Raw genomic sequence first — 20249 nt, 5'->3', positions numbered from 1 at the left:
CGTTACCGCAGAATGAATGCTGTATACAGAACGTCAGTGACTTCCTGCTTAGGTTGGCCGTTTACCAGCGGGGTCGCCAGCGTTTGTTTAATAGCGTCGACCAGCTTTTGCTTACCCACATCGGTGGCCAGCGCCGAAGCGTCCTGACGAGAGAACAGCAGCAACAGACGGCTACGCACTTCAGGAAGGTAATCGTTCAGACGTGAACGGGTGGCTTCATCTTTCAGGCGCAGCGTAATGCCAACGTAAAGCACGCGATCCGCATCACCGAGATTGACGGTGAAGGTATCCAGCGGGAAGAACACTGGAGCCGGCGGAGGAGGTGCTTCAGCTTTGGCCGCAGCGGTGGTCGGTTCCTGCTGCATACGCCAGTAACTATAGCCCGCGGTAGCGCAGGCGGCGAGCGTGATCAACACCAGCAGCGGGATCCAGATGGAACGCTTACTTTTTTTGGTGATAGCGGAGTCAGTCATCTGATACGAGCTTCCTGTTTCGGTACAGCTTAATAAGGTGATTATCCCGTGTCCTGCTGTCGTCAAAGCGTGGAAAAGACGGGGATAATCACGCTACCTCTGGCGTTTAGGCGAAGATGTCTACGGCACTGTTACCGCGCGCTGCGGACTGCAGGGCGGAAGGAACAGGCAGCAACTCATCGCTCTCTTCATTAAAACCGCCGGTGTTGCCGGAACGCGAAGCCTGGTGCTGCTGCTGGGATGAGGATTGCTGCTGCCCGGCGAAGCTCTCGCTGCTGACGCTACTCTGTGCAAGCTGAATGCCGTTTTCCGCCAGTGAGGTCCGCAGTACCGGCAGCGCGGCTTCCAGCGCTGCACGAACATGGCTGTGCGCTGAGACCATCTGTAACTGCGCCTGGTTATCATCCAGCTTAAGCGAAATTTGCACCTGACCCAGATCTTCCGGGTGCAGGCGCAGCTCTGCCGTCTGCTGGCCCTGCTTAGTGAACAGGGTGATGTGCTGGCTCAGAGACTGCTGCCACTCGTGGGTTCCCAGAGGCTGGCTTAACACCGGCGCGGTGGCAACGGTAGCGGCCGTCTGGCTGGTCGTATGGCTGGACATAATCGGTGCCAGGGTGGCCGTTGGTGATGATGAGGAGGACGAACTGGCGAGCTCCTGCTTCTCTGCTGCTGCGGCCACGGCCGGTGTAGCAGGCACGTTGCCCGACAGAGCGGGTTCGTTGGTTTTCGCCTGGCTCTGATAAGGCGTAGAACTCTGCGCTTTATCGTGGCTTCCCGCGGACGCGTTCAGGGACGGCTGGCCCACACCGTTTTGCGAAAGCGTCGCGGAACTCAGCGTTGAGGTGGCGGAAACGCCCTCACTGCCTGCCGCGCGAGAGGCGGTAGTTTGCTGGTGAGGCAGCATCGCCATCAGGGCGCTTAATCCGGCCAGTTCTTCTTCGCTCAGCTCGCTTTTACCGTCATCTTTGCTGTTCGCCGCATTGAGCGTCTTCAGCGCGTCGCCCTTAGACAGCGGCACCAGCCCGGAAACCAGCGTATCAAGCGACGTGACGGGCGACGTTTCATCGCCATTCAGCGCCGTCTGGCGCGAGAGCAGGTCGGCAATTTTGGCCTGCAGGGTGGTATCACCTTTTGCGTCCTGGGCCACTTTTGACAGTTTACTGCCGGCGGCTTTCAGGTCAGCCAGGGTCAGCGGCGCATCTTTGCCCTTGCCCGTTGCGTCCGACAGGGCGCCCGCCAGCAGAGAGAGAAAGTCCTGAGCACCGTCGGTGCCTTTCCCTGTTTGCGTGCCGCCTGACAGGTCGCTGTCGCTCATCAGCAGTTGTTGCAGTGTGATCATTCCGGTTTCCTCATTGATGCGCGCTGGGCAAACTCATCCATTTTCTTCTGATCCAGACGGTTTTCCGCCAGGGTCGTTGCCGCGATCTGTCGGTCCTGTAAAGTCTGCCAGGCCTGCAGCCGCTGCTTCTTCTCGCGCCAGAAATTCAGCGCGGTATCGACTTTCTGGGTCCACTGGTTAAGCTGCTGGCGATGCTGATCTATCGCCTTCTCCAGCGTCTGGATAAACTGCTGATAGTTAATCCAACGCTGGCTTCCAATGCCCTGTGTCATATCGGTATTGAGGTTGGTGCGATATTCATGCTGATAGTCGATTAACATCTTCAACTGTTCTTCAGCCTGCTGGCACCCGCGTCGCATTGCGCCAAGCTGCAATGCGGCATCATCAACTTCTTTTTCAGCCAGATCTTTCAGCGTTGATAACGCGCTGTTTTGCGCCATGACCTTCGCCCTCCACCTGTGTTACACCTGCGGGAAAATCAGCTCCAGTGCCTGAATTGAATCTTCCCAGTCGGCGCGTTCAAAAATGCCTTGTTGCAAAAATGCTTCCAGCTGCGGCCACAGGCTAATCGCCTTGTCGAGCATCGGGTCGCTGCCTTTGGCATACGCCCCCACGCTGACCAGATCGCGGTTGCGCTGGAAGCTGGAAAGCAGTTGTTTGAAGTTACGCACGCGAGCGTAGTGCTTCTCGGTAATCAGCGCCGTCATTGCGCGGCTGATAGACGCTTCAATATCAATGGCCGGATAGTGTCCAGCTTCGGCCAGACGACGCGACAGCACAATGTGACCGTCAAGAATTGCGCGCGCGGAGTCGGCAATCGGGTCCTGCTGGTCATCGCCTTCCGTCAGAACCGTGTAGAACGCGGTGATGGAGCCGCCGCCGCTGATGCCGTTCCCCGCGCGTTCCACCAGCGCAGGAAGTTTGGCGAATACCGAAGGCGGGTAGCCTTTGGTCGCCGGTGGCTCACCGATGGCCAGCGCGATTTCACGCTGCGCCATCGCGTAACGGGTCAGGGAATCCATGATCAGCAGCACGTGCTTGCCGCGGTCACGAAAATCTTCGGCGATGCGGGTGGCGTACGCGGCACCCTGCATACGCAGCAGCGGCGACACGTCCGCCGGCGCGGCAATTACCACCGAGCGGGCACGGCCTTCCGCACCCAGAATGTTTTCAATAAAGTCTTTTACTTCACGACCACGTTCGCCAATCAGCCCCACGACGATCACATCGGCCTGGGTATAGCGCGCCATCATGCCGAGCAGAACGGATTTACCCACGCCAGACCCGGCGAACAGGCCCATACGTTGTCCACGTCCCACGGTGAGCAGGGCGTTAATCGGGCGCACGCCGGTGTCAAGTACATGCTCGATAGGGGTACGCTGCAGGGGGTTGAACGGTTGGGTGATCAGCGCACCGGTTTCGGTGGTGTCCGGGGAGGGAAGGCCGTCGAGCGGTTTACCGCTGCCGTCCAGCACGCGGCCCAGCAGGGCAGGGCCAAGCGGCAGCTGTTTCCCACTTTGCAGCCCATCGCCAGAAATGTTTTTGGCATAGACGCGCGCGCCGGGCAGAATGCCTTCCACCTCTTCAAGCGGCATCAGGAACAGGCGTTGGCCGTTAAACCCGACCACTTCGCTTTCAACTTCGCGCGTTTCCAGACCATCCTGACGCTCAATCACGCAGGTCGCACCCAGCGGCAGCTGGAGGCCGGTGGCTTCGAGAACCAGCCCGGTGGCGCGCGTGAGTCGTCCATAACGACGAACAGATGGCAGTTGCGCCATCTTCGTCTCAAAGTTGTCGAGCGTGGTGAGCCAGCGGGTGAGGCGAGCGGTCATCAGACGACTCCCGGTGCCGCCAGGCGGCACAGTTCCTGCCAGCGGGTAGCAACGCTGGCATCCAGGTCGCCTTCATCGGCAGAGACTTTGCAGCCGCCGTGATGTAACGACGGGTCGCCGCGCAGACGCCAGCCGTGCAGGTTCAGCGTCGCGCCCAGGCTCTCTTCCACGCGCTGTAGATCGTCCGGATGGACGCGCAGCTGAGGTTTCCCGCTGAACAGCGGCTCCTGCTGAAGCAGACCCTGAATTTGTTTGATAAGTGCGGTGTTATCCACCACGGGCGTCTGGCCGATCACCTGACGCGCGGCTTCCAGCGCCATCTGCATCAGTCGTGAGGCAATCACGCTGTCCAGCGCGTCAAGAGTGTGCTGGAACTCGCTGACCAGCTGCTGCATGCGGGCATGGATCGGCGCCTGCTGCTGGCGCGCCTGATCGATACCATGCTCTAACCCTTTCGCCAGACCTTCCTGATATCCCTGCTCGTGGCCTTTCTGCCGGCCTTCGTTCAGACCGGCATTGTAACCCTGCTCGTGCGCCTGCATTTGCAGCTGAGCCAGCATTTGAGCTTGCTGCTCTTCTTCGCTCAGCTCGGGCTGCTCGACGTCCGGGTCAAGCTCCTCGGTCGGTATCACGGCTGGCGTGAACTCGGAGAGGGGAGGAGCCAGATCGTCCGGCGTCCAGCGTTTCCACGGCAGCTCATTAGACATAGGTGTCGTCTCCGCTGCCAATCACCATCTCGCCGGTTTCCGCCAGACGACGAACAATAAGCAGAATGGCTTTCTGTTCGTTTTCCACCTGAGAAAGACGAACCGGGCCGCGGTTGGCAAGGTCGTCGCGCAGGATATCGGCCGCGCGCTGAGACATGTTGCGCAGGAACTTCTCGCGCAGCGGCTGCTCGGCGCCTTTGAGGGCGATAAGCAGCGACTCGGAATCCACTTCCTGGAGCAGGCGCTGGATGCTGCGATCGTCCACTTCGACGAGGTTTTCGAACAGGAACATCTCGTCGATGATTTTCTGTGCCAGCTCGCCGTCGAATTCGCGAACCGCCGTAATGACGGCCTCTTCCTGCTGCGTTTTCATCAGGTTGATGATTTCCGCCGCCGTTCTCACGCCGCCCATTTTGCTGCGCTTGAGGTTCTGACCGTCGAGCAGGTTGTTCAGCACCTCGGTCAGCTCCGCCAATGCGGCCGGCTGGACGCCGCCGAAGGTGGCGATACGCAGCATCACATCGTGACGCAGACGCTCTTCGAACAGCGCCAGAATATCGGCCGCCTGACCACGTTTGAGGTGGACAAGGATGGTGGCGATAATCTGCGGGTGCTCGTCGCGAATAAGGTCGGCGGCACTCTGCGGTTCCATAAAGTTGAGTGTTTCGATACCGCTTGCGGTATCGCGGGTTTCCAGAATGTCTTCCAGCAGGCTGGAGGCACGCTCTTCGCCCAGCGCCTTGACCAGCACGGAACGGAGGTAGTCGTTGGCGTTGACGTTCAGCGCGGCAAACTGTTCGGCTTCCTGTTCAAACTCTGCCAGCACTTCGGTCAGCTGCTTGTTGGAGATCTGACGCACGTTGGCCATGGCCGCACTGAGAATTTGCACTTCTCGCTGGGAGAGGTGTTTAAACACCTCTGCCGCGCGATCTTCGCCAATGGTCATCAGCAGGATGACGCTTTTATCGGTGCCCGTAAGCGTATTACTCATGTTCGTTACCCATCCACTGGCGGATGACCAGCGCCACGACGCGCGGATCATTATCTGACATTTCGCGAATGCGCTGGCTCATGACCTCAGCGCCCATGCGCTGGTTAGCACGACGCTGCTGCATCTGTTCATCTTTGCTGAGGCGCACTTCAACCGCTTCTTCCGTTTCCTGACGCGCATTCATCTGCTCGCGAGCCGCTTTTTCGGCTTCAGCACGGCGCTGGAGCTGCGGACGAACGCCCTTACGCCACAGCAGCCACGCGACAATCAGCACCAGCAGCCAGCGTCCTGCGGACATCAGCTGATCGATAAACGCCTGCTGTTGCCAGAACGGCAGTTCACCGCCGGTCTCGTCAACCGAGTTGAACGGTGAGTTCACCACGTTGAGGGTATCGCCGCGCTTCTCGGAGTAACCCATCGCTTCGCGGGTCAGGTTTTCAATCTGCTTCATCTGCTCGGCGGTCAACGGCAACGGTTTGCCATCCGCCAGCGTTTTGTAGTTCACCACCACCGCAACGGAAAGACGCTGAATATCGCCCACGTTCAGCTTAGTGTGGCGAATCGTTCTATCCACTTCGTAGTTCGTGGTTTCATTACGGCTGGTGTTTCGTGGGCCGCTGTTATTCGCCGTTGAGGTGGTCTGCTGGTTAGTCTGCTGACCGTTCTGCTGATTAGCCGGCGGCGTAGAGATCGGCGCCGCGTTAGCCGGGGCAGGCTGGTTAGACAGTGCGCCCGGCACGCCGCCCGGGTTTGCACCGCCAATCTGCTCGCTGGTGTTGATCTGGCGCGAACGCATCACCGCCTGAGCCGCATCGCCGTTCGGGCTGTATTGTTCTTCAGTTTGTTCTTTATTCGCGAAGTCGATCTGGGCGGTTACCTGCGCGTGCACGTTGCTGTTGCCCACTACCGGGCCCAGGATCGCTTCGATACGACGCTGGAGACGGCTTTCGACATCGGCGGCATATTTCAGCTGCGCGTCATTCAGATCGCGACCGGCGGTATTGGATTGCGTCAGCAGGTGACCGCTCTGGTCAACCAGCGTCACGTTACCCGGCGGCAGACCGGCCACGGCGCTGGAGACGAGGTGCGTCACCGCGCTGATTTGCCCTTCGTCCAGCGCACGGCCGGGTTCGAGGTTCACGGTCACGGAAGCCGAAGGTGATTTCTGTTCGCGGACAAATAAGGAAGGCTTAGGCATCGCCAGATGCACGCGGGCACTCTTCACCGGGCCTAATGTTTCAATGGTGCGGGCCAGTTCACCTTCCAGCGCGCGCTGGTAGTTCACCTGCTCGCTGAACTGGCTGATACCGAATTTTTCCTGATCCAGCAGCTCAAAGCCCACCGCGCCGCCTTTCGGCAGCCCCTGCTGAGCCAGACGCAGACGCAGTTCGTGCACCTTATCTGCCGGTACCTCAAGCGCACCGCCATTATCGGCAAAGCGATAAGGGATGTTCATCTGGGTAAGCTGGGTGACGATGGCGCCGCCATCCTGATCGGAAAGATTGCTGTAGAGCGTCCGGTAATCAGGGCTTTTCGCCCACAGGACCATCGCTACAAGGATCGCAATTGCGGCAGCGCCTGCCACGATCAACGGGATTTTAGGATTCGCGCGAAGGCGGTTCATCCACTCGAGTGATTTATTCTGCGGCGCTGTCGATGCTGTTGCACTCATTGCGCACCTCTTAAATCCTGGTGGTTTACGTTATTCGTGTAGAGAAACAAAACTGACTCCCGGGTCGGCAAACACGACAAAAGTTCCATATTGATGGCCCTGCCATTATTTGATGATTCGTGATTTTCTATGCGTCAAATAACCTGGTTTTTTCATGCTATTTACCGCCATTATCTTATTGACAAGCTGTTAGTCTTGACCGCGTAAAAAACCATCCAGGGGAGAGTCATGGCTATACAGGGCATTGAAGGGGTAATCAGTCAGCTGCAGGCAACGGCAATGACGGCCCGTAATCAGAATGTGGCAGATCAGCAGCCGAGCATCAGCTTCGCAGGGCAACTGCATGCCGCTCTTGACCGTATCAGTGATACCCAGACCGCTGCGCGCACTCAGGCCGAGAAGTTCACCCTCGGCGAGCCGGGCGTGGCGTTGAATGATGTGATGACCGATTTGCAAAAAGCCTCGGTTTCCCTGCAGATGGGGATCCAGGTGCGTAATAAACTGGTGTCGGCCTATCAGGAAGTCATGGGGATGCAGGTTTAAGACCTGTCGATCTCCGCTGGCAGCCGCAGCGCTTTAATGCCACAATATTTTTTTCTTCGAATGCAGGAAAGATGATGAAAAAAATAGCAATTGCTGGCGCGCTGCTGGCACTGACCGGGTGCGTTCAGGTCGATAATTATAAAGACGTGATCAAGCATCCTGTCCCGGCGCAGCTGGCGGGATACTGGCAGTCGAAAGGGCCACAGAGCAACATGGTCAGCCCGAAGGCGATTGCCACGCTGGTGGTGACGGAGGAGGGCGATACGCTGGACTGCCGTCAGTGGCAGCGCGTGATTGCCGTTCCGGGTAAAATCATGCTGCGTTCAGACAGTTATTACAACGTGACGCGTAAGCTGGATATCTATCCGCTGGAGCGCGATGGCTCGACGCTTGAGTACGACGGGCTGGAGCTGCAGAAGGTCGATCGCCCAACGGTTGAGTGTGCCGACTACCTGAGCAAGAATCCGCTGGAGAGTAAGCTGCCCTAAGGGTAAAAGCAAAACGGCAACATCGTTGCCGTTTTTGGTGTTTGCGCCCTCTCCCTGTCGGAGAGGGACGGGGTGAGGGCATCAGGCCGCACGTTTCCCGTTTTACAACGCATCCTCTATTACCCACACGCTCACGCTTCCGCCTTTGCATGTAAACGTCCCTTCGCCATCCGCCGCCGTGGTGATGGTTTCTTCGCGATTGCCGAGAAAATCCCGCCACGTTTTGTTGCCGTAGTTTTCCCCAAGACAAATCACCTTCTCGCCGTCATCCCCGTTCGACATCACCACCACGCAGCCGGGATCGTCTTCCGTGCCGCTGCGGCTGAAGGCGATGCAGTTTGGATGGTCGAAAAACAGCGTTTGCACGCCGTGGGCAAAACGCTGGCGCGCGAGAATCAGCTCGTGAAGCTGCTCAATCACCGGCATATCAATATGGTACGTTTCACCGTCTCCTCCCGCGTCGTCATAGCTGGCGCCGAAGAGATCCGGATAAAAGACGCTCGGCACGCCATTTTCCCGCAGCAGGATCAGCGCGTAGGCCAGCGGCTTAAACCAGGCTTCGACCGGTGCTTCCAGCGCCTGCAAAGGCTGAGTGTCATGGTTCGCGACGAGGGTGACCGCATGGAACGGATCGGCTTCTACCAGGGTGCCGGTGAAGATTTGGCTCATGTCATAATCCCGGCCCTGACGTGACGCCTCGTGGAATTTCATCTGCAGGGGGGCATCAAACAGCATGGTTTTGCCTGCGACCTGGTCAATATAGGCCTGAAGTTTATCCACCTCATGGGACCAGTACTCCGCCACGATAAACAGCGGCTGGTCGGCAACTTCCTGGACGTGCTCAATCCACTCTTTGTAGAACCAGGCGGGAATATGCTTGACGGCGTCCAGACGAAAACCGTCGCAGCCCGTCTGTTCCATGACCCAGCGGGCCCAGTATTTGATCTCCTCGGTCACGGCGTGATTGCGAAAGTCGATATTTTCGCCCATCAGATAATCGAAGTTACCCATCTCATCATCAACCTGATCGTTCCAGCCTTCGCCGGTGTAGTCGTTGACGATTTTAAAGATGCCGTCTTCATCGGGATTTTCAATATGGTCTACGCCGCTGAAGCATTTGTAGTCCCAGATGAACTGGGAATACTGCCCGGCGCGGGCAGGGAAGGTGTAGCGGGTCCAGGCTTCACACTCGATGACCTCGTCATCGATTTGCGTGCGGTCCTGCTCGTTCACGCGCTGAACGCGCACGGGCTCTTTTTCATCGGCGCCCATTTTGTGGTTGACCACCACGTCCAGCAGCACGGCAATGTCGTTGCTCTTGAGGGCATCAATGGCCTCCAGCAGCTGTGCTTTGTCGCCATATTTCGTGGCGATACTGCCTTTCTGGTCAAACTCGCCAAGGTCGAACAGGTCATAGGTGTCATAGCCGACAGAATACCCGCCGGATGCCCCTTTACAGGCGGGCGGCAGCCAGATCATGTTGATGCCGATTTCGTTAAGATTGGGAGCTAACGCCGTGACCTCTCGCCACAATTCACCGCCAGCAGGGTAGTACCAGTGAAAACATTGTAACAGGGTGGGGTTTTTCATCATCCTTGCTCCAGAAGCCATTGGCAGACTTCTGGAGTATGGATGAAGAAATCATAGTTGTGTGTCGCGGGTCAAACTTTCTGGATAAAGAATATTCCCGGACAGCTTTCCATAGGTAGACGTGATGGATTGCTGTTTACCGGTTTGATCAATCAGATTACGCAGTTCGTCCATCCGGACTTTCAGCAGAGCCTTTAGCGCATTCTCATTTTCAAGGATCATTTCCAGCAGCGCACGCGCTTGCTCAACCTGAGCCGGAGGGCATGACATGATGGGCGTTTGCGAAATTTTTTCCACCAGTTGAACGTAATGCATTTCCTGCTCGATAAGCGCATCCCATTGACCAGAATGTGCGAGATTGAGCATAGCAATGCTCTGAGCATGTAACGCCTGCCAGTGGCTAAGCGCTGCGCTGGGATTATTCATCAAAATTATCCTGAAATAGAGGACGCATTGGGGCCGATTTGCTTCCACGCATCCGCAATGTTGTTTAATAAACCCTCGACTTCAACAATTGCGTCTACGTCGTTACTGACATTCGCCAGCAACAAACGTCGAACCATATATTCGTACAAGGAGGCAAGATTACCGGACAACTCGCTCTCAACCTCCATGTTCAGTCCTGCTTTTAAACCGTTGTCGATGATGTTGATGGCTTTCGTTAACGCTTCGCCTTTCTCACGAATTTGTCCGGCTTCCATGAACAAACGCGCGCGAACAAGGGCGCTATGCGCCCCGTCGAATAACATGACAATCAGCTGGTGTGGACTGGCATTCATGACTGCACTTTCGACTCCTATCTGCTGATAGGATTGAACACCAGAGGTCTTATACATATCCACTCCTGAAGGCTACGACTACTTTTGTGAGAACTGTTGGGTCAGGTAGTTGGCTGTATTGGTCATTTTGGTGACTAATACGTCCAGACTGGTGAACTGGGTTTTGTAACGCGCCATGGTGGCATCAATAGTGGCTTCCATAGCATCGTAACGCTCACCCAGCGTTTTTAGCGTTTTGTTGATCCCGTCTTTCGCGTTCTGGATCACCCCGGCGCTGCCGGTACTGGTGCTGAGCATGGTGGTCAGCGTGTTGTTCATCTGGGTGGCCATACCGGTTTTCTTTCCGTCACCGACAAAATACTGCTGTACGGCGTTCGGGTTATCGGTCAGCGCTTTTTTCAGCTTATCGGTATCGACTTTCAGGTTACCGACGGTACCGTCAGAACCTTTTACCGGGTCCTGGGTAATTCCCAGCTGGGCCATGATCTGTACCGAGCCGCTCTGCACTTCGGTCAGCAGACCGCGCAGCTGAGACTGGATCCCGCGCACGTTCGCATCACCAACAAGTGCCCCGTTGCTGGCTGACTGGCTGCCGGAGCCAGCATCAACCGGAACATATTTCGTCAGGCTGTTAATGGTGGACTGCAGCGAGTTATACGCCGTGACCCAGTCCGTGATCGCTTTCTGGTTAGCATCCGTTGCGCGAGTCACCTCTAATGTTTCATCTGCCTTGCTTTCTGCTTTCAGCGAGAAAGTCACGCCAGGCAGGGCATCGGTAATGGTATTCGACTGGCGCTCGATGGAGATGTTGTTCACTACCACAATCGCGTTCTGCGCGTCGGTGTTCACCGTCAGCGCGCCCGTTTTGGTGGCGGAATCGTAGCCAATGGCGCTTTGCAGCTTGGCGTCGCCAGTGACGCTTACCGTCATCGCACCATCCGTACCGGTGGTTTTAGATGACAGCATCAGGCGATAATCACCGTCTTTCGCTTTAATGACGCTGGCGGTGACGTTGCCGTTCGCTTTATTAATGGCGCTCGCGATCCCGGCCAGAGACGTATCGCCATCCGCCAGGGTGACCTCTAAAGGCGTTTTCGTGCCCGGCTGGGTGATGGTGATTTTGCGCGTTGTACCTGTCGTATCGCCCAGCAGATCAGTGTTGTTTGCATAGGAGCCGGTAGTGAGTGCCTGTGCCTTGGCAACCTGGTTGACGTTTACAACAAAGGAACCGACAGATGCGTCAGCCGTTGTCGTGGCGGTAAAGGCCGTATTGGTACTGCTAACGGACGTTGAGTTCCAGGTGGTTGCTTTACCCAGCGCAGCGGTCGCGGTCTGCAGCGATGTCATGGCGCTCTGCAGCTTGCCGTAAGCGCTTAACTGCGCGTTATACGTTGATTGCTGGGAAGTAATCGTCGTCAGCTTGGTTCTTTCTGCTGCATCCAACTGATTATATAAATCCCCGAGTCCTGCAGAACCTATCCCGAGGTTACTGATAGTAGCCATGCATATTTTCCTTAAAATACGAAAGTAGTTCAGGACTCTTATCGGCCTCTCAACGTAAAAGTTTACGATGGTGAGAAAAAAATAATCCAAAGAATAGACGCGTCCTGGCGGGGTAAATGAAAGGATTGCACTTTAGGATCATTATCTGCGCTTTGAAAACACGAATAAGTGTGTGCCTTTTTTGTCATCTCTTTGCGCGTTAAAAAAGCATAAATAATAACGCTCTGTTGGACCTTAATTGATTTTTTAAAAATAAAACCCTTAATAATCAATTGGTTGTAATTTTTTCAAAATTGATTCTAAAGTCTTTTGGGGACCCGTCGATAACCTTGTTGACGGTGAGAGACGCTGTGAGTGTTAGGCACCGGACCTAAAACCCAATTTTTGAAGGAAAGAAAATTATGGCAGTTATCAATACTAACCTGTTGTCCCTGACCACTCAGAACAACCTGAACAAATCTCAGTCTTCTCTGGGCACTGCTATCGAGCGTCTGTCTTCCGGTCTGCGTATTAACAGCGCGAAAGACGATGCTGCTGGCCAGGCGATTGCAAACCGCATGACCGCTCAGATTAAAGGTATGAACCAGGCAGCACGTAACGCCAACGACGGTATCTCCATGGCGCAGACTGCTGAAGGCTCTCTGAACGAAATCAACAACAACCTGCAGCGCGTTCGTGAGCTGGCTGTTCAGGCAAGCAACGGCACCAACAGCACCTCTGACCTGGCTTCTCTGCAGGATGAAGTTACCGCTCGTCTGGCTGAAATCAACCGCGTTGCGGGCAAAACTGACTTCAACGGCATCAAACTGCTGGACGGCACTGCTGGTACTGCTGGCGTAGTTAAAATTCAGGTTGGCGTTAACGACGGCGACACCATCGATCTGGACCTGAGCGGTGCTAAAGCTGACACCACCACTCTGGGCGTGAACGCTATCGACCTGAAAACTATGACTGCTACCGACCTGGGCACCATCGACGCAGCTATCGCTAAAGTTGATAAAGCACGTTCTGGCCTGGGTGCTGTGCAGAACCGTTTCACTTCTGCAATCAACAACCTGAACAACACCTCTAACAACCTGTCTGCTGCTCAGTCCCGTATCCAGGACGCTGACTACGCAACTGAAGTTTCCAACATGTCCCGCGCGCAGATCCTGCAGCAGGCTGGTACTTCTGTTCTGTCTCAGGCAAACCAGGTTCCACAGACCGTTCTGTCTCTGCTGCGTTAATTTTACGCGTGAAACCCCGCTTCGGCGGGGTTTTTTTATCTCTGCTATTTGAGAATCCGCCTGTGAAACAAATCAGTGTCACTCAACCAAAGCTGGTCGCAGATTTTTCATGTGTCGGTGGGGAATGCCGTGAACATTGTTGTCAGGGCTGGACCATCGCGTTTGATAAATCCTCCGTTAATCGCTATCTGAACAGTAAAAATGCCGCTATTCGTCAGACGGCGAAAACGGCGATAAAAGTCACCAAAAAAAACTATGACCACTGGGGTGAAGTGATTTTCCATACGGAAAGTAAAAACTGCCCGTTTATGGATACGGAAAAACTCTGTTCTGTTCATGGCGCCATGGGCGTCCAGGCCTTAAGCCCAACCTGTTCGACATTTCCACGGACAAGCCGGGTCTATAAAAATGAAATCGAAAAATCGCTGAACCTGTCGTGTCCGGAAGTGACCCGACTTCTGTTGAACGATCGGGAGTCTATGTCGTTGATGGAATCTGTCATTGTTCAGCAGGACATCAATAATGCGCCGATGATTGATTTGAAGGCCAAGGTCATCAATCTCTTCTGCCAGAATATTTTCAGCGTTGAGGGCGTCAGCGTTGAAGAACAGGTTTACGCCGTAGTGAAACTCCTCATGGTGGCGGAAAAGCTCGATAATATCGCAGAGAATATCGGCACGCTCGAAACGGTCTATTTCTCACTGGTTAACGAACTGGTGAGCGGTAAAATCAAAACGGAATTAGGCGGCTTTAATCAGAACTACAGCCTGAAGTTCGCGTTAATTTCGCTCATCCAGAGCTACTTCACGAAGAAAGTAACAGCCCGCGGCGGTGCGGTATTAAACAGTTATTTTACCCAGCTTTATCAACAATTTGAGTCTGCGGGTGACAGCGTGCCGGCAGAGAAGGTCATGGAAAACATCGAGTCCGTCTGGCGCGATTTGGCGGGCAGTTATCTGGCGACCAATGACCATTTATTCAAGAACTTTTTTAAATACAAACTGTGGGAGCAGGGCTTCCCGCAGAACAACGGCCGCAGCATGTTGAATAACCTTTATTTAATCGTTGCGGAGTTCTATTTCCTTAAAACGTTACTTGCCGGTCAGGCACTCGTGGCGGGGAAAATTGAACAAGATAATATCATTGATGTTATTTACAGCTTCCACTCCCTTAGCCAGCATAATCAGGAAGCAGGAAAGCTCTTTCATCAACATATAGATAACGTCAAACTGGGCGACGATCTTTCATTGTTACAACTGTTAATTTAGGCAGAAAAGTTGCCCCTGTTGTGGGCAACCTCAGAATAACCTCACTTTATCCCCCTTTTTCATCCAATTGAACGCCCTGCAGAATCGGATAATCATGCCGATAACTCAACTAACGCAGGGCTGTTTATCGTGAATTCACTCTATACCGCTGAAGGTGTAATGGATAAACACTCGCTGTGGCAGCGTTATGTCCCGCTGGTGCGTCACGAAGCATTGCGCCTCCAGGTGCGCTTGCCGGCGAGCGTGGAACTCGACGATCTGCTACAGGCGGGCGGTATCGGGTTATTGAATGCAGTTGACCGATACGACGCTCTGCAAGGAACGGCATTTACGACTTACGCAGTTCAGCGTATTCGTGGTGCGATGCTGGACGAGCTGCGCAGCCGCGACTGGGTGCCGCGCAGTGTTCGCCGCAACGCGCGCGAAGTGGCGCATGCGATGGGGCAGCTGGAACAGGAACTGGGACGTAACGCAACGGAAACCGAAGTGGCGGAACGTCTTGGCATTGCTGTTGAAGAGTATCGTCAGATGTTGCTCGATACCAATAATAGCCAACTCTTCTCTTATGATGAGTGGCGCGAAGAGCATGGCGATAGCATCGAGCTGGTGACGGACGAGCACCAGCAGGAGAACCCGTTACACCATTTAATGGAAGGGAATTTACGCCAGCGCGTCATGGAGGCTATTGAAGCTCTGCCTGAACGCGAACAGCTGGTATTGACCCTTTATTACCAGGAAGAGCTTAACCTCAAAGAGATTGGCGCTGTTCTGGAGGTGGGAGAGTCGCGGGTGAGCCAGCTGCACAGCCAGGCCATTAAACGCTTACGAACCAAGCTGGGTAAGTTATAGGTGATTGATTCACCTTAAAAATGCCGCACAACGTATTGACAACCAGGAGTTATCATGACGGTGCAGCAATCTAAAAGACGGCCTTTAAGCCGCTACCTGAAAGACTTTAAACACAGCCAGACGCATTGCGCCCACTGTAACAAGTTACTCGATCGTATCACGCTGGTTCGCCGGGGCGAAATCGTCAATAAGATTGCGATTTCGCGTCTCGACACGTTGATGGACGAAGCAGCATGGCTCGAAGAGCAAAAAGAGTGGGTGGCGCTTTGCCGTTTCTGTGGGGATCTCCACTGCAAAGAGCAAAGCGACTTCTTCGATATTATCGGCTTCAAACAGTTCCTGTTTGAACAAACGGAGATGAGCCACGGCACCGTTCGCGAATATGTCGTTCGCCTGCGCCGCCTTGGGCAACATCTGACCGTAAACAATATTTCTCGCGATCTGCTGAAAACCGGTTATCTGGATGAAAATCTTGAGCCGTGGCTGCCTGCGACCAGCACCAACAACTACCGAATTGCGCTGCGCAAGTATGCGCAATACAAGGTACAAATGCCGGGTGCCATAAAGCAGAAAGCCCACGCCGGAACAACTTCTGATATATATTAAAAAAGAATAAGATGTAGCGCAGTCGCCTTTGACGTTGCAGGCGATTTCTCTACACTACGTAAAAATTCCACTATATCGGGGTATTTATGAAATTTGCACTTCTGGGTCGTCAGGCGCTGATGGGTGTTATGGCCGTTGCGCTGGTTGCGGGCATGAGCGTGAAAACGTTCGCCGCAGAAAACCTGCTGAATAAAGTAAAAGAGCGCGGTACGCTGCTGGTCGGGCTGGAAGGAACCTATCCTCCGTTCAGCTTCCAGGGCGATGACGGTAAGCTGACCGGTTTTGAAGTGGAGTTTGCTGAAGAGCTGGCGAAGCACCTCGGCGTGAAAGCGTCCCTGAAACCGACCAAGTGGGACGGTATGCTGGCGTCGCTGGATTCCAAACGTATTGATGTGGTGATCAATCAGGTGACCATTTCTGACGAGCGTAAGAAGAAATATGACTTCTCTACGCCGTACACCGTGTCCGGTATTCAGGCGCTGGTGAAGAAAGGCAACGAAGGCGGAATTAAAACTGCCGCGGACCTGAAAGGGAAGAAAGTCGGTGTTGGTCTGGGTACTAACTATGAAGAGTGGCTGCGCCAGAACGTGCAGGGCGTTGATATCCGCACCTATGATGATGACCCGACGAAATACCAGGATCTGCGCGTGGGCCGTATCGACGCCATTCTGGTTGACCGCCTGGCCGCGCTGGATCTGGTGAAGAAAACCAACAATACCCTGGCGGTAGCGGGTGATGCGTTCTCTCGTCAGGAATCAGGCGTTGCCGTTCGTAAAGGTAACGAAGACCTGGTTAAAGCGATTGATTCAGCGATTGCTGACATGCAAAAAGACGGTAGCCTGAAAGCGCTCTCCGAGAAGTGGTTCGGTGCAGACGTCACGAAATAAGTTTCTGCCGTAAAAAAAGGCGCTTTTAAAAGCGCCTTTTTTATTTCTTTCGCGTCTGCGTGCATAATGAAAAATATCACATTTTGTCAGAGTTACCGGAGAACCCATGTCACTACAGAATTTAACGCGCTTTCCCCGCCTGGAGTTCATCGGCGCGCCGACGCCGCTGGAGTACCTGCCGCGATTTTCTGATTATTTAGGGCGCGATATTTTTATTAAGCGTGATGACGTGACGCCGATGGCGATGGGGGGCAACAAGCTGCGCAAGTTGGAGTTTCTGGCTGCTGACGCCCTGCGCGAAGGCGCGGATACGCTCATTACCGCCGGGGCCATCCAGTCCAACCACGTTCGCCAGACGGCGGCCGTGGCGGCAAAGCTTGGGCTCCACTGCGTGGCGTTGCTGGAAAACCCGATTGGCACGCGGGCAGAAAACTATCTCACCAACGGTAACCGTCTGCTGCTGGATCTGTTTAATGTGCAGGTAGAAATGGTGGATGCGTTGACCGATCCGGCCGCCCAGCTCGACGAGCTGGCGACGCGTCTGGAAGCGCAGGGGTTCCGCCCCTACGTTATTCCTGTCGGCGGTTCGAACGCACTGGGCGCGCTGGGGTATGTGGAAAGTGCGCTGGAAATTGCGCAGCAGTGCGAGGGCGCAGTGAGCCTCTCCTCCGTGGTTGTCGCGTCCGGAAGCGCGGGCACGCATGCCGGGCTGGCGGTGGGGCTCGAACAACTGCTGCCGGACGTCGAGCTTATTGGGGTGACGGTGTCCCGCAGCGTCGCGGATCAAAAGCCAAAAGTGGTTACGTTACAGCAGGCGGTCGCAGAGCAGCTGGAGCTGAAGGCAAAGGCCGATATTCTGCTCTGGGATGACTATTTTGCGCCGGGTTACGGTACGCCTAACGAAGAGGGCATGGAAGCGGTGAAGCTGCTGGCGCGCCTCGAGGGCATACTGCTCGATCCGGTCTATACCGGCAAAGCGATGGCCGGACTGATTGACGGCATTGCGCAGAAACGCTTTAAGGATGAAGGGCCGATTTTATTTGTCCATACCGGCGGGGCGCCTGCTCTGTTTGCCTACCATCCTCATGTCTAAAAATCAGGTCGAAAAATAATAATGCAAGAAAGTATTCAACTGGTTATTGATTCTCTGCCGTTTCTGCTGAAAGGTGCGGTATTTACGTTACAGCTCAGTATCGGCGGGATGTTCTTTGGGCTGGTTCTGGGATTTGTGCTGGCCTTAATGCGCATGTCGCCCATCCTGCCGGTGCGCTGGCTGGCGCGTTTTTATATCTCCGTGTTTCGCGGTACGCCGCTCATCGCCCAGCTCTTTATGATCTACTACGGCTTGCCGCAGTTTGGTATCGAGCTGGATCCGATTCCGGCAGCGATGATTGGTCTGTCTCTCAATACCGCGGCGTACACCTCTGAAACCCTGCGTGCGGCCATCTCCTCCATTGACAAAGGGCAGTGGGAAGCGGCGGCCAGTATCGGGATGACGCCATGGCAGACGCTGCGCCGGGCCATTCTGCCTCAGGCGGCGCGCGTGGCGCTACCGCCGCTCAGCAACAGCTTTATTAGCCTGGTGAAAGATACTTCCCTGGCAGCAACGATTCAGGTTCCGGAACTTTTCCGTCAGGCACAGCTTATTACTTCGCGCACGCTTGAAGTCTTTACCATGTATCTGGCCGCCTCGCTAATTTACTGGGTGATGGCGACGGTACTGTCTGCTCTGCAAAACTACTTCGAAAACCAGCTTAACCGCCAGGAGCGTGATCCAAAATGAGTGCTATCGACGTCAAAAACCTGGTGAAAAAATTCCACGGTCAAACGGTGCTCCACGGGATCGATCTGGAAGTAGAGCAGGGGGAAGTGGTGGCGATTATCGGACCGAGCGGTTCGGGAAAGACGACGCTGCTGCGCAGCATTAACCTGCTTGAACAGCCGGAAGGCGGCACCATCCGGGTAGGCGAGATAACGATTGATACAGGGAAATCCATCAGCCAGCAGAAAGGTTTAATTCGCCGCCTGCGTCAGCATGTCGGTTTCGTTTTCCAGAACTTTAATCTCTTCCCGCACCGTACGGTGCTGGAGAACATTATCGAAGGGCCGGTTATCGTTAAAGGTGAGCCAAAAGAGGAGGCGACGGCGCGCGCGCGCGAACTGCTCGCCAAAGTCGGGCTGGCGGGAAAAGAGACCAGCTATCCGCGCCGTCTGTCGGGCGGCCAACAGCAGCGCGTGGCGATAGCGCGCGCGCTGGCGATGCGTCCTGACGTGATCCTGTTTGATGAACCGACCTCCGCGCTCGATCCTGAACTGGTGGGTGAAGTGCTGAACACCATTCGCCAGCTGGCGCAGGAAAAAAGGACGATGGTGATCGTAACGCATGAAATGAGCTTTGCACGCGATGTTGCTGACAGAGCCATCTTCATGGATCAGGGTCGGATTGTTGAGCAGGGGCCGGCGAAAAGTCTGTTCGCCAATCCTCAACAGCCGCGAACCCGTCAGTTCCTTGAAAAATTCCTCATGCAGTAGCATTTATGCACTAATTTGCTCCAGAAATTTAGGCTGGAGCAAATTATTCTCCCTACGGGCGCCGTCCTTTGATTTTTTATTCCGCCCTGCTCGGATAAACCTTATGAATACTAAAGTTAATTGGGCTATTGCCGATATTTTGCAGTTAGAAAAAAGTTTTATGTGTTAGTTTATATTCACCATAATAATGATTATCTTTTCAGAGGCTTCATTTAGTAAGTATGAAGGATTCAGACTTTTTCAACTGGCGACGGGACTGCTCACTCCGGTTTCAGCAATTGACGAGTACCGATGAGGTATATCAGGAGCTAGAGCGGCAAACTCAGGCGCTGGAATTCGATTATTACGCGCTCTGCGTGCGGCATCCCGTGCCCTTTACGCGCCCTAAAATCTCTTTGCAGACTACTTATCCAAAGCCGTGGATGGCGCAATATCATTCCGCGAACTATTTCGCTATCGATCCGGTTTTAAAAGCGGAAAATTTCATCCAGGGTCATCTACCCTGGACAGACGCATTATTTGCCGAGGCGCAGGAATTATGGCATAGCGCCCAGGACCACGGTTTACGCGCGGGAATAACGCAGTGCCTGATGCTGCCTAACCACGCGCTTGGCTTCCTGTCAGTATCTCGTACGAGTCTTAAGGAAGGGCCATTTGCCCGTGAGGAAATAGAACTGCGGTTGCAAATGCTGGTGCAAATGGCTTTAACCTCTCTGACGCGTTTTGAAGATGAGATGGTCATGCCGCCAGAAATGAAATTCAGTAAACGCGAGCGCGAAATTCTGAAATGGACTGCGGAAGGGAAGACGTCAGCGGAAATAGCGATCATTCTCTCTATCTCAGAGAATACCGTTAACTTCCATCAGAAAAATATGCAGAAGAAATTCAATGCGCCTAACAAAACCCAGATTGCGTGTTACGCGGCGGCAACGGGGCTGATCTGACAGGATAATACGTTCTGCGT

22 protein-coding genes are annotated in these 20249 nt (G+C 54.6%); 11 read left to right on the top strand and 11 right to left on the bottom strand.

Features of this window, described 5'->3' with window-relative positions; genetic code table 11:
• Window positions 1-2: 2 nt before the first annotated feature.
• From fliL to fliF, 7 genes are all read right to left on the bottom strand, one after another.
• On the bottom strand, window positions 3-473 hold the full coding sequence (fliL, locus tag ACW9E7_RS12285; RefSeq protein ID WP_023312306.1) for a flagellar basal body-associated protein FliL: 471 nt from the start codon (window positions 471-473) through the stop codon (window positions 3-5).
• Window positions 474-579: 106 nt separating this feature from the next.
• Entirely contained in the window at window positions 580-1812 is a 1233-nt protein-coding gene (fliK, locus tag ACW9E7_RS12280) for a flagellar hook length control protein FliK (protein WP_115875728.1), read from the bottom strand.
• A complete protein-coding gene (gene fliJ, locus ACW9E7_RS12275) occupies window positions 1809-2252 on the bottom strand; it encodes a flagellar export protein FliJ (protein ID WP_023312304.1) in 444 nt (147 codons plus the stop codon). Before fliJ ends, fliK begins: the two co-directional genes overlap by 4 nt.
• 21 nt (window positions 2253-2273) lie before the next feature.
• The gene (fliI, locus tag ACW9E7_RS12270) at window positions 2274-3644 is read right to left on the bottom strand and encodes a flagellar protein export ATPase FliI (RefSeq protein WP_023336182.1); all 1371 of its coding nucleotides are present in this window, start codon (window positions 3642-3644) and stop codon (window positions 2274-2276) included.
• Window positions 3644-4351: a flagellar assembly protein FliH gene (fliH, locus tag ACW9E7_RS12265; RefSeq protein WP_111964865.1), complete on the bottom strand. Its 708-nt coding sequence runs from the start codon at window positions 4349-4351 to the stop codon at window positions 3644-3646. The genes fliI and fliH overlap by 1 nt, the downstream gene beginning before the upstream one ends.
• Window positions 4344-5342 (bottom strand): flagellar motor switch protein FliG, encoded by a 999-nt coding sequence (fliG, locus tag ACW9E7_RS12260; protein ID WP_059346984.1) that lies wholly within the window; start codon window positions 5340-5342, stop codon window positions 4344-4346. The genes fliH and fliG overlap by 8 nt, the downstream gene beginning before the upstream one ends.
• Window positions 5335-7014, bottom strand: a complete 1680-nt coding sequence (gene fliF, locus ACW9E7_RS12255) for a flagellar basal-body MS-ring/collar protein FliF (RefSeq protein WP_133294723.1) — start codon at window positions 7012-7014, stop codon at window positions 5335-5337. The genes fliG and fliF overlap by 8 nt, the downstream gene beginning before the upstream one ends.
• Before the next feature lie 228 nt (window positions 7015-7242).
• Between fliF and fliE the strand changes: the two genes are divergently transcribed.
• Window positions 7243-7557, top strand: coding sequence for a flagellar hook-basal body complex protein FliE (gene fliE, locus ACW9E7_RS12250; RefSeq protein ID WP_008500329.1), 315 nt, complete (start codon window positions 7243-7245; stop codon window positions 7555-7557).
• A 74-nt stretch (window positions 7558-7631) separates the two neighbouring features.
• Entirely contained in the window at window positions 7632-8045 is a 414-nt protein-coding gene (yedD, locus tag ACW9E7_RS12245) for a lipoprotein YedD (RefSeq protein ID WP_115875725.1), read from the top strand.
• Between the two features lie 102 nt (window positions 8046-8147).
• On the opposite strand, the gene amyA is transcribed toward yedD, so the two are convergent.
• From amyA to fliD, 4 genes are read right to left on the bottom strand one after another with little or no spacing between them, the layout of a single operon-like run.
• Complete coding sequence (gene amyA, locus ACW9E7_RS12240) at window positions 8148-9635, bottom strand: alpha-amylase (RefSeq protein ID WP_458728393.1); 1488 nt, start codon at window positions 9633-9635, stop codon at window positions 8148-8150.
• Between the two features lie 51 nt (window positions 9636-9686).
• A complete protein-coding gene (gene fliT / locus ACW9E7_RS12235; RefSeq protein WP_033145899.1) occupies window positions 9687-10061 on the bottom strand; it encodes a flagella biosynthesis regulatory protein FliT in 375 nt (124 codons plus the stop codon).
• 5 nt (window positions 10062-10066) lie between these two features.
• Complete coding sequence (gene fliS, locus ACW9E7_RS12230; protein ID WP_033145898.1) at window positions 10067-10471, bottom strand: flagellar export chaperone FliS; 405 nt, start codon at window positions 10469-10471, stop codon at window positions 10067-10069.
• Window positions 10472-10492: 21 nt separating this feature from the next.
• Window positions 10493-11917 (bottom strand): flagellar filament capping protein FliD, encoded by a 1425-nt coding sequence (gene fliD / locus ACW9E7_RS12225; RefSeq protein WP_133294722.1) that lies wholly within the window; start codon window positions 11915-11917, stop codon window positions 10493-10495.
• Between the two features lie 401 nt (window positions 11918-12318).
• Between fliD and ACW9E7_RS12220 the strand changes: the two genes are divergently transcribed.
• From ACW9E7_RS12220 to sdiA, 9 genes are all read left to right on the top strand, one after another.
• The gene (locus ACW9E7_RS12220) at window positions 12319-13143 is read left to right on the top strand and encodes a flagellin N-terminal helical domain-containing protein (protein WP_111964862.1); all 825 of its coding nucleotides are present in this window, start codon (window positions 12319-12321) and stop codon (window positions 13141-13143) included.
• An 8-nt stretch (window positions 13144-13151) separates the two neighbouring features.
• Window positions 13152-14411, top strand: a complete 1260-nt coding sequence (fliB, locus tag ACW9E7_RS12215) for a flagellin lysine-N-methylase (RefSeq protein ID WP_458727831.1) — start codon at window positions 13152-13154, stop codon at window positions 14409-14411.
• 129 nt (window positions 14412-14540) lie between these two features.
• Complete coding sequence (locus ACW9E7_RS12210) at window positions 14541-15260, top strand: RNA polymerase sigma factor FliA (protein ID WP_014170714.1); 720 nt, start codon at window positions 14541-14543, stop codon at window positions 15258-15260.
• Between the two features lie 54 nt (window positions 15261-15314).
• Entirely contained in the window at window positions 15315-15866 is a 552-nt protein-coding gene (fliZ, locus tag ACW9E7_RS12205; RefSeq protein WP_008500339.1) for a flagella biosynthesis regulatory protein FliZ, read from the top strand.
• 86 nt (window positions 15867-15952) lie between these two features.
• On the top strand, window positions 15953-16753 hold the full coding sequence (gene tcyJ, locus ACW9E7_RS12200; protein WP_023336163.1) for a cystine ABC transporter substrate-binding protein: 801 nt from the start codon (window positions 15953-15955) through the stop codon (window positions 16751-16753).
• Window positions 16754-16859: 106 nt separating this feature from the next.
• Window positions 16860-17846, top strand: coding sequence for a D-cysteine desulfhydrase (gene dcyD, locus ACW9E7_RS12195; protein WP_111964859.1), 987 nt, complete (start codon window positions 16860-16862; stop codon window positions 17844-17846).
• Window positions 17847-17867: 21 nt separating this feature from the next.
• A complete protein-coding gene (gene tcyL / locus ACW9E7_RS12190; RefSeq protein ID WP_028013677.1) occupies window positions 17868-18536 on the top strand; it encodes a cystine ABC transporter permease in 669 nt (222 codons plus the stop codon).
• Entirely contained in the window at window positions 18533-19285 is a 753-nt protein-coding gene (tcyN, locus tag ACW9E7_RS12185; protein ID WP_008500343.1) for an L-cystine ABC transporter ATP-binding protein TcyN, read from the top strand. The genes tcyL and tcyN overlap by 4 nt, the downstream gene beginning before the upstream one ends.
• Before the next feature lie 221 nt (window positions 19286-19506).
• Window positions 19507-20229, top strand: a complete 723-nt coding sequence (gene sdiA, locus ACW9E7_RS12180) for a transcriptional regulator SdiA (protein ID WP_127731506.1) — start codon at window positions 19507-19509, stop codon at window positions 20227-20229.
• Window positions 20230-20249: the final 20 nt, after the last annotated feature.

Source organism: Enterobacter sp. H2G27 (genome assembly GCF_054403075.1).
Note: the sequence above shows the minus strand (reverse complement) of the source record. Positions and strands in the feature narration are given on the sequence as shown.

Bases quoted from the DNA above. Each gene is read 5' to 3' on its own strand.
- fliL (WP_023312306.1), bottom strand. From the start codon at position 473: ATGACTGACTCCGCTATCACCAAAAAAAGTAAGCGTTCCATCTGGATC.
- fliK (WP_115875728.1), bottom strand. From the start codon at position 1,812: ATGATCACACTGCAACAACTGCTGATGAGCGACAGCGACCTGTCAGGC.
- fliJ (WP_023312304.1), bottom strand. From the start codon at position 2,252: ATGGCGCAAAACAGCGCGTTATCAACGCTGAAAGATCTGGCTGAAAAA.
- fliI (WP_023336182.1), bottom strand. From the start codon at position 3,644: ATGACCGCTCGCCTCACCCGCTGGCTCACCACGCTCGACAACTTTGAG.
- fliH (WP_111964865.1), bottom strand. From the start codon at position 4,351: ATGTCTAATGAGCTGCCGTGGAAACGCTGGACGCCGGACGATCTGGCT.
- fliG (WP_059346984.1), bottom strand. From the start codon at position 5,342: ATGAGTAATACGCTTACGGGCACCGATAAAAGCGTCATCCTGCTGATG.
- fliF (WP_133294723.1), bottom strand. From the start codon at position 7,014: ATGAGTGCAACAGCATCGACAGCGCCGCAGAATAAATCACTCGAGTGG.
- fliE (WP_008500329.1), top strand. From the start codon at position 7,243: ATGGCTATACAGGGCATTGAAGGGGTAATCAGTCAGCTGCAGGCAACG.
- yedD (WP_115875725.1), top strand. From the start codon at position 7,632: ATGAAAAAAATAGCAATTGCTGGCGCGCTGCTGGCACTGACCGGGTGC.
- amyA (WP_458728393.1), bottom strand. From the start codon at position 9,635: ATGAAAAACCCCACCCTGTTACAATGTTTTCACTGGTACTACCCTGCT.
- fliT (WP_033145899.1), bottom strand. From the start codon at position 10,061: ATGAATAATCCCAGCGCAGCGCTTAGCCACTGGCAGGCGTTACATGCT.
- fliS (WP_033145898.1), bottom strand. From the start codon at position 10,471: ATGTATAAGACCTCTGGTGTTCAATCCTATCAGCAGATAGGAGTCGAA.
- fliD (WP_133294722.1), bottom strand. From the start codon at position 11,917: ATGGCTACTATCAGTAACCTCGGGATAGGTTCTGCAGGACTCGGGGAT.
- ACW9E7_RS12220 (WP_111964862.1), top strand. From the start codon at position 12,319: ATGGCAGTTATCAATACTAACCTGTTGTCCCTGACCACTCAGAACAAC.
- fliZ (WP_008500339.1), top strand. From the start codon at position 15,315: ATGACGGTGCAGCAATCTAAAAGACGGCCTTTAAGCCGCTACCTGAAA.
- tcyJ (WP_023336163.1), top strand. From the start codon at position 15,953: ATGAAATTTGCACTTCTGGGTCGTCAGGCGCTGATGGGTGTTATGGCC.
- dcyD (WP_111964859.1), top strand. From the start codon at position 16,860: ATGTCACTACAGAATTTAACGCGCTTTCCCCGCCTGGAGTTCATCGGC.
- tcyL (WP_028013677.1), top strand. From the start codon at position 17,868: ATGCAAGAAAGTATTCAACTGGTTATTGATTCTCTGCCGTTTCTGCTG.
- tcyN (WP_008500343.1), top strand. From the start codon at position 18,533: ATGAGTGCTATCGACGTCAAAAACCTGGTGAAAAAATTCCACGGTCAA.
- sdiA (WP_127731506.1), top strand. From the start codon at position 19,507: ATGAAGGATTCAGACTTTTTCAACTGGCGACGGGACTGCTCACTCCGG.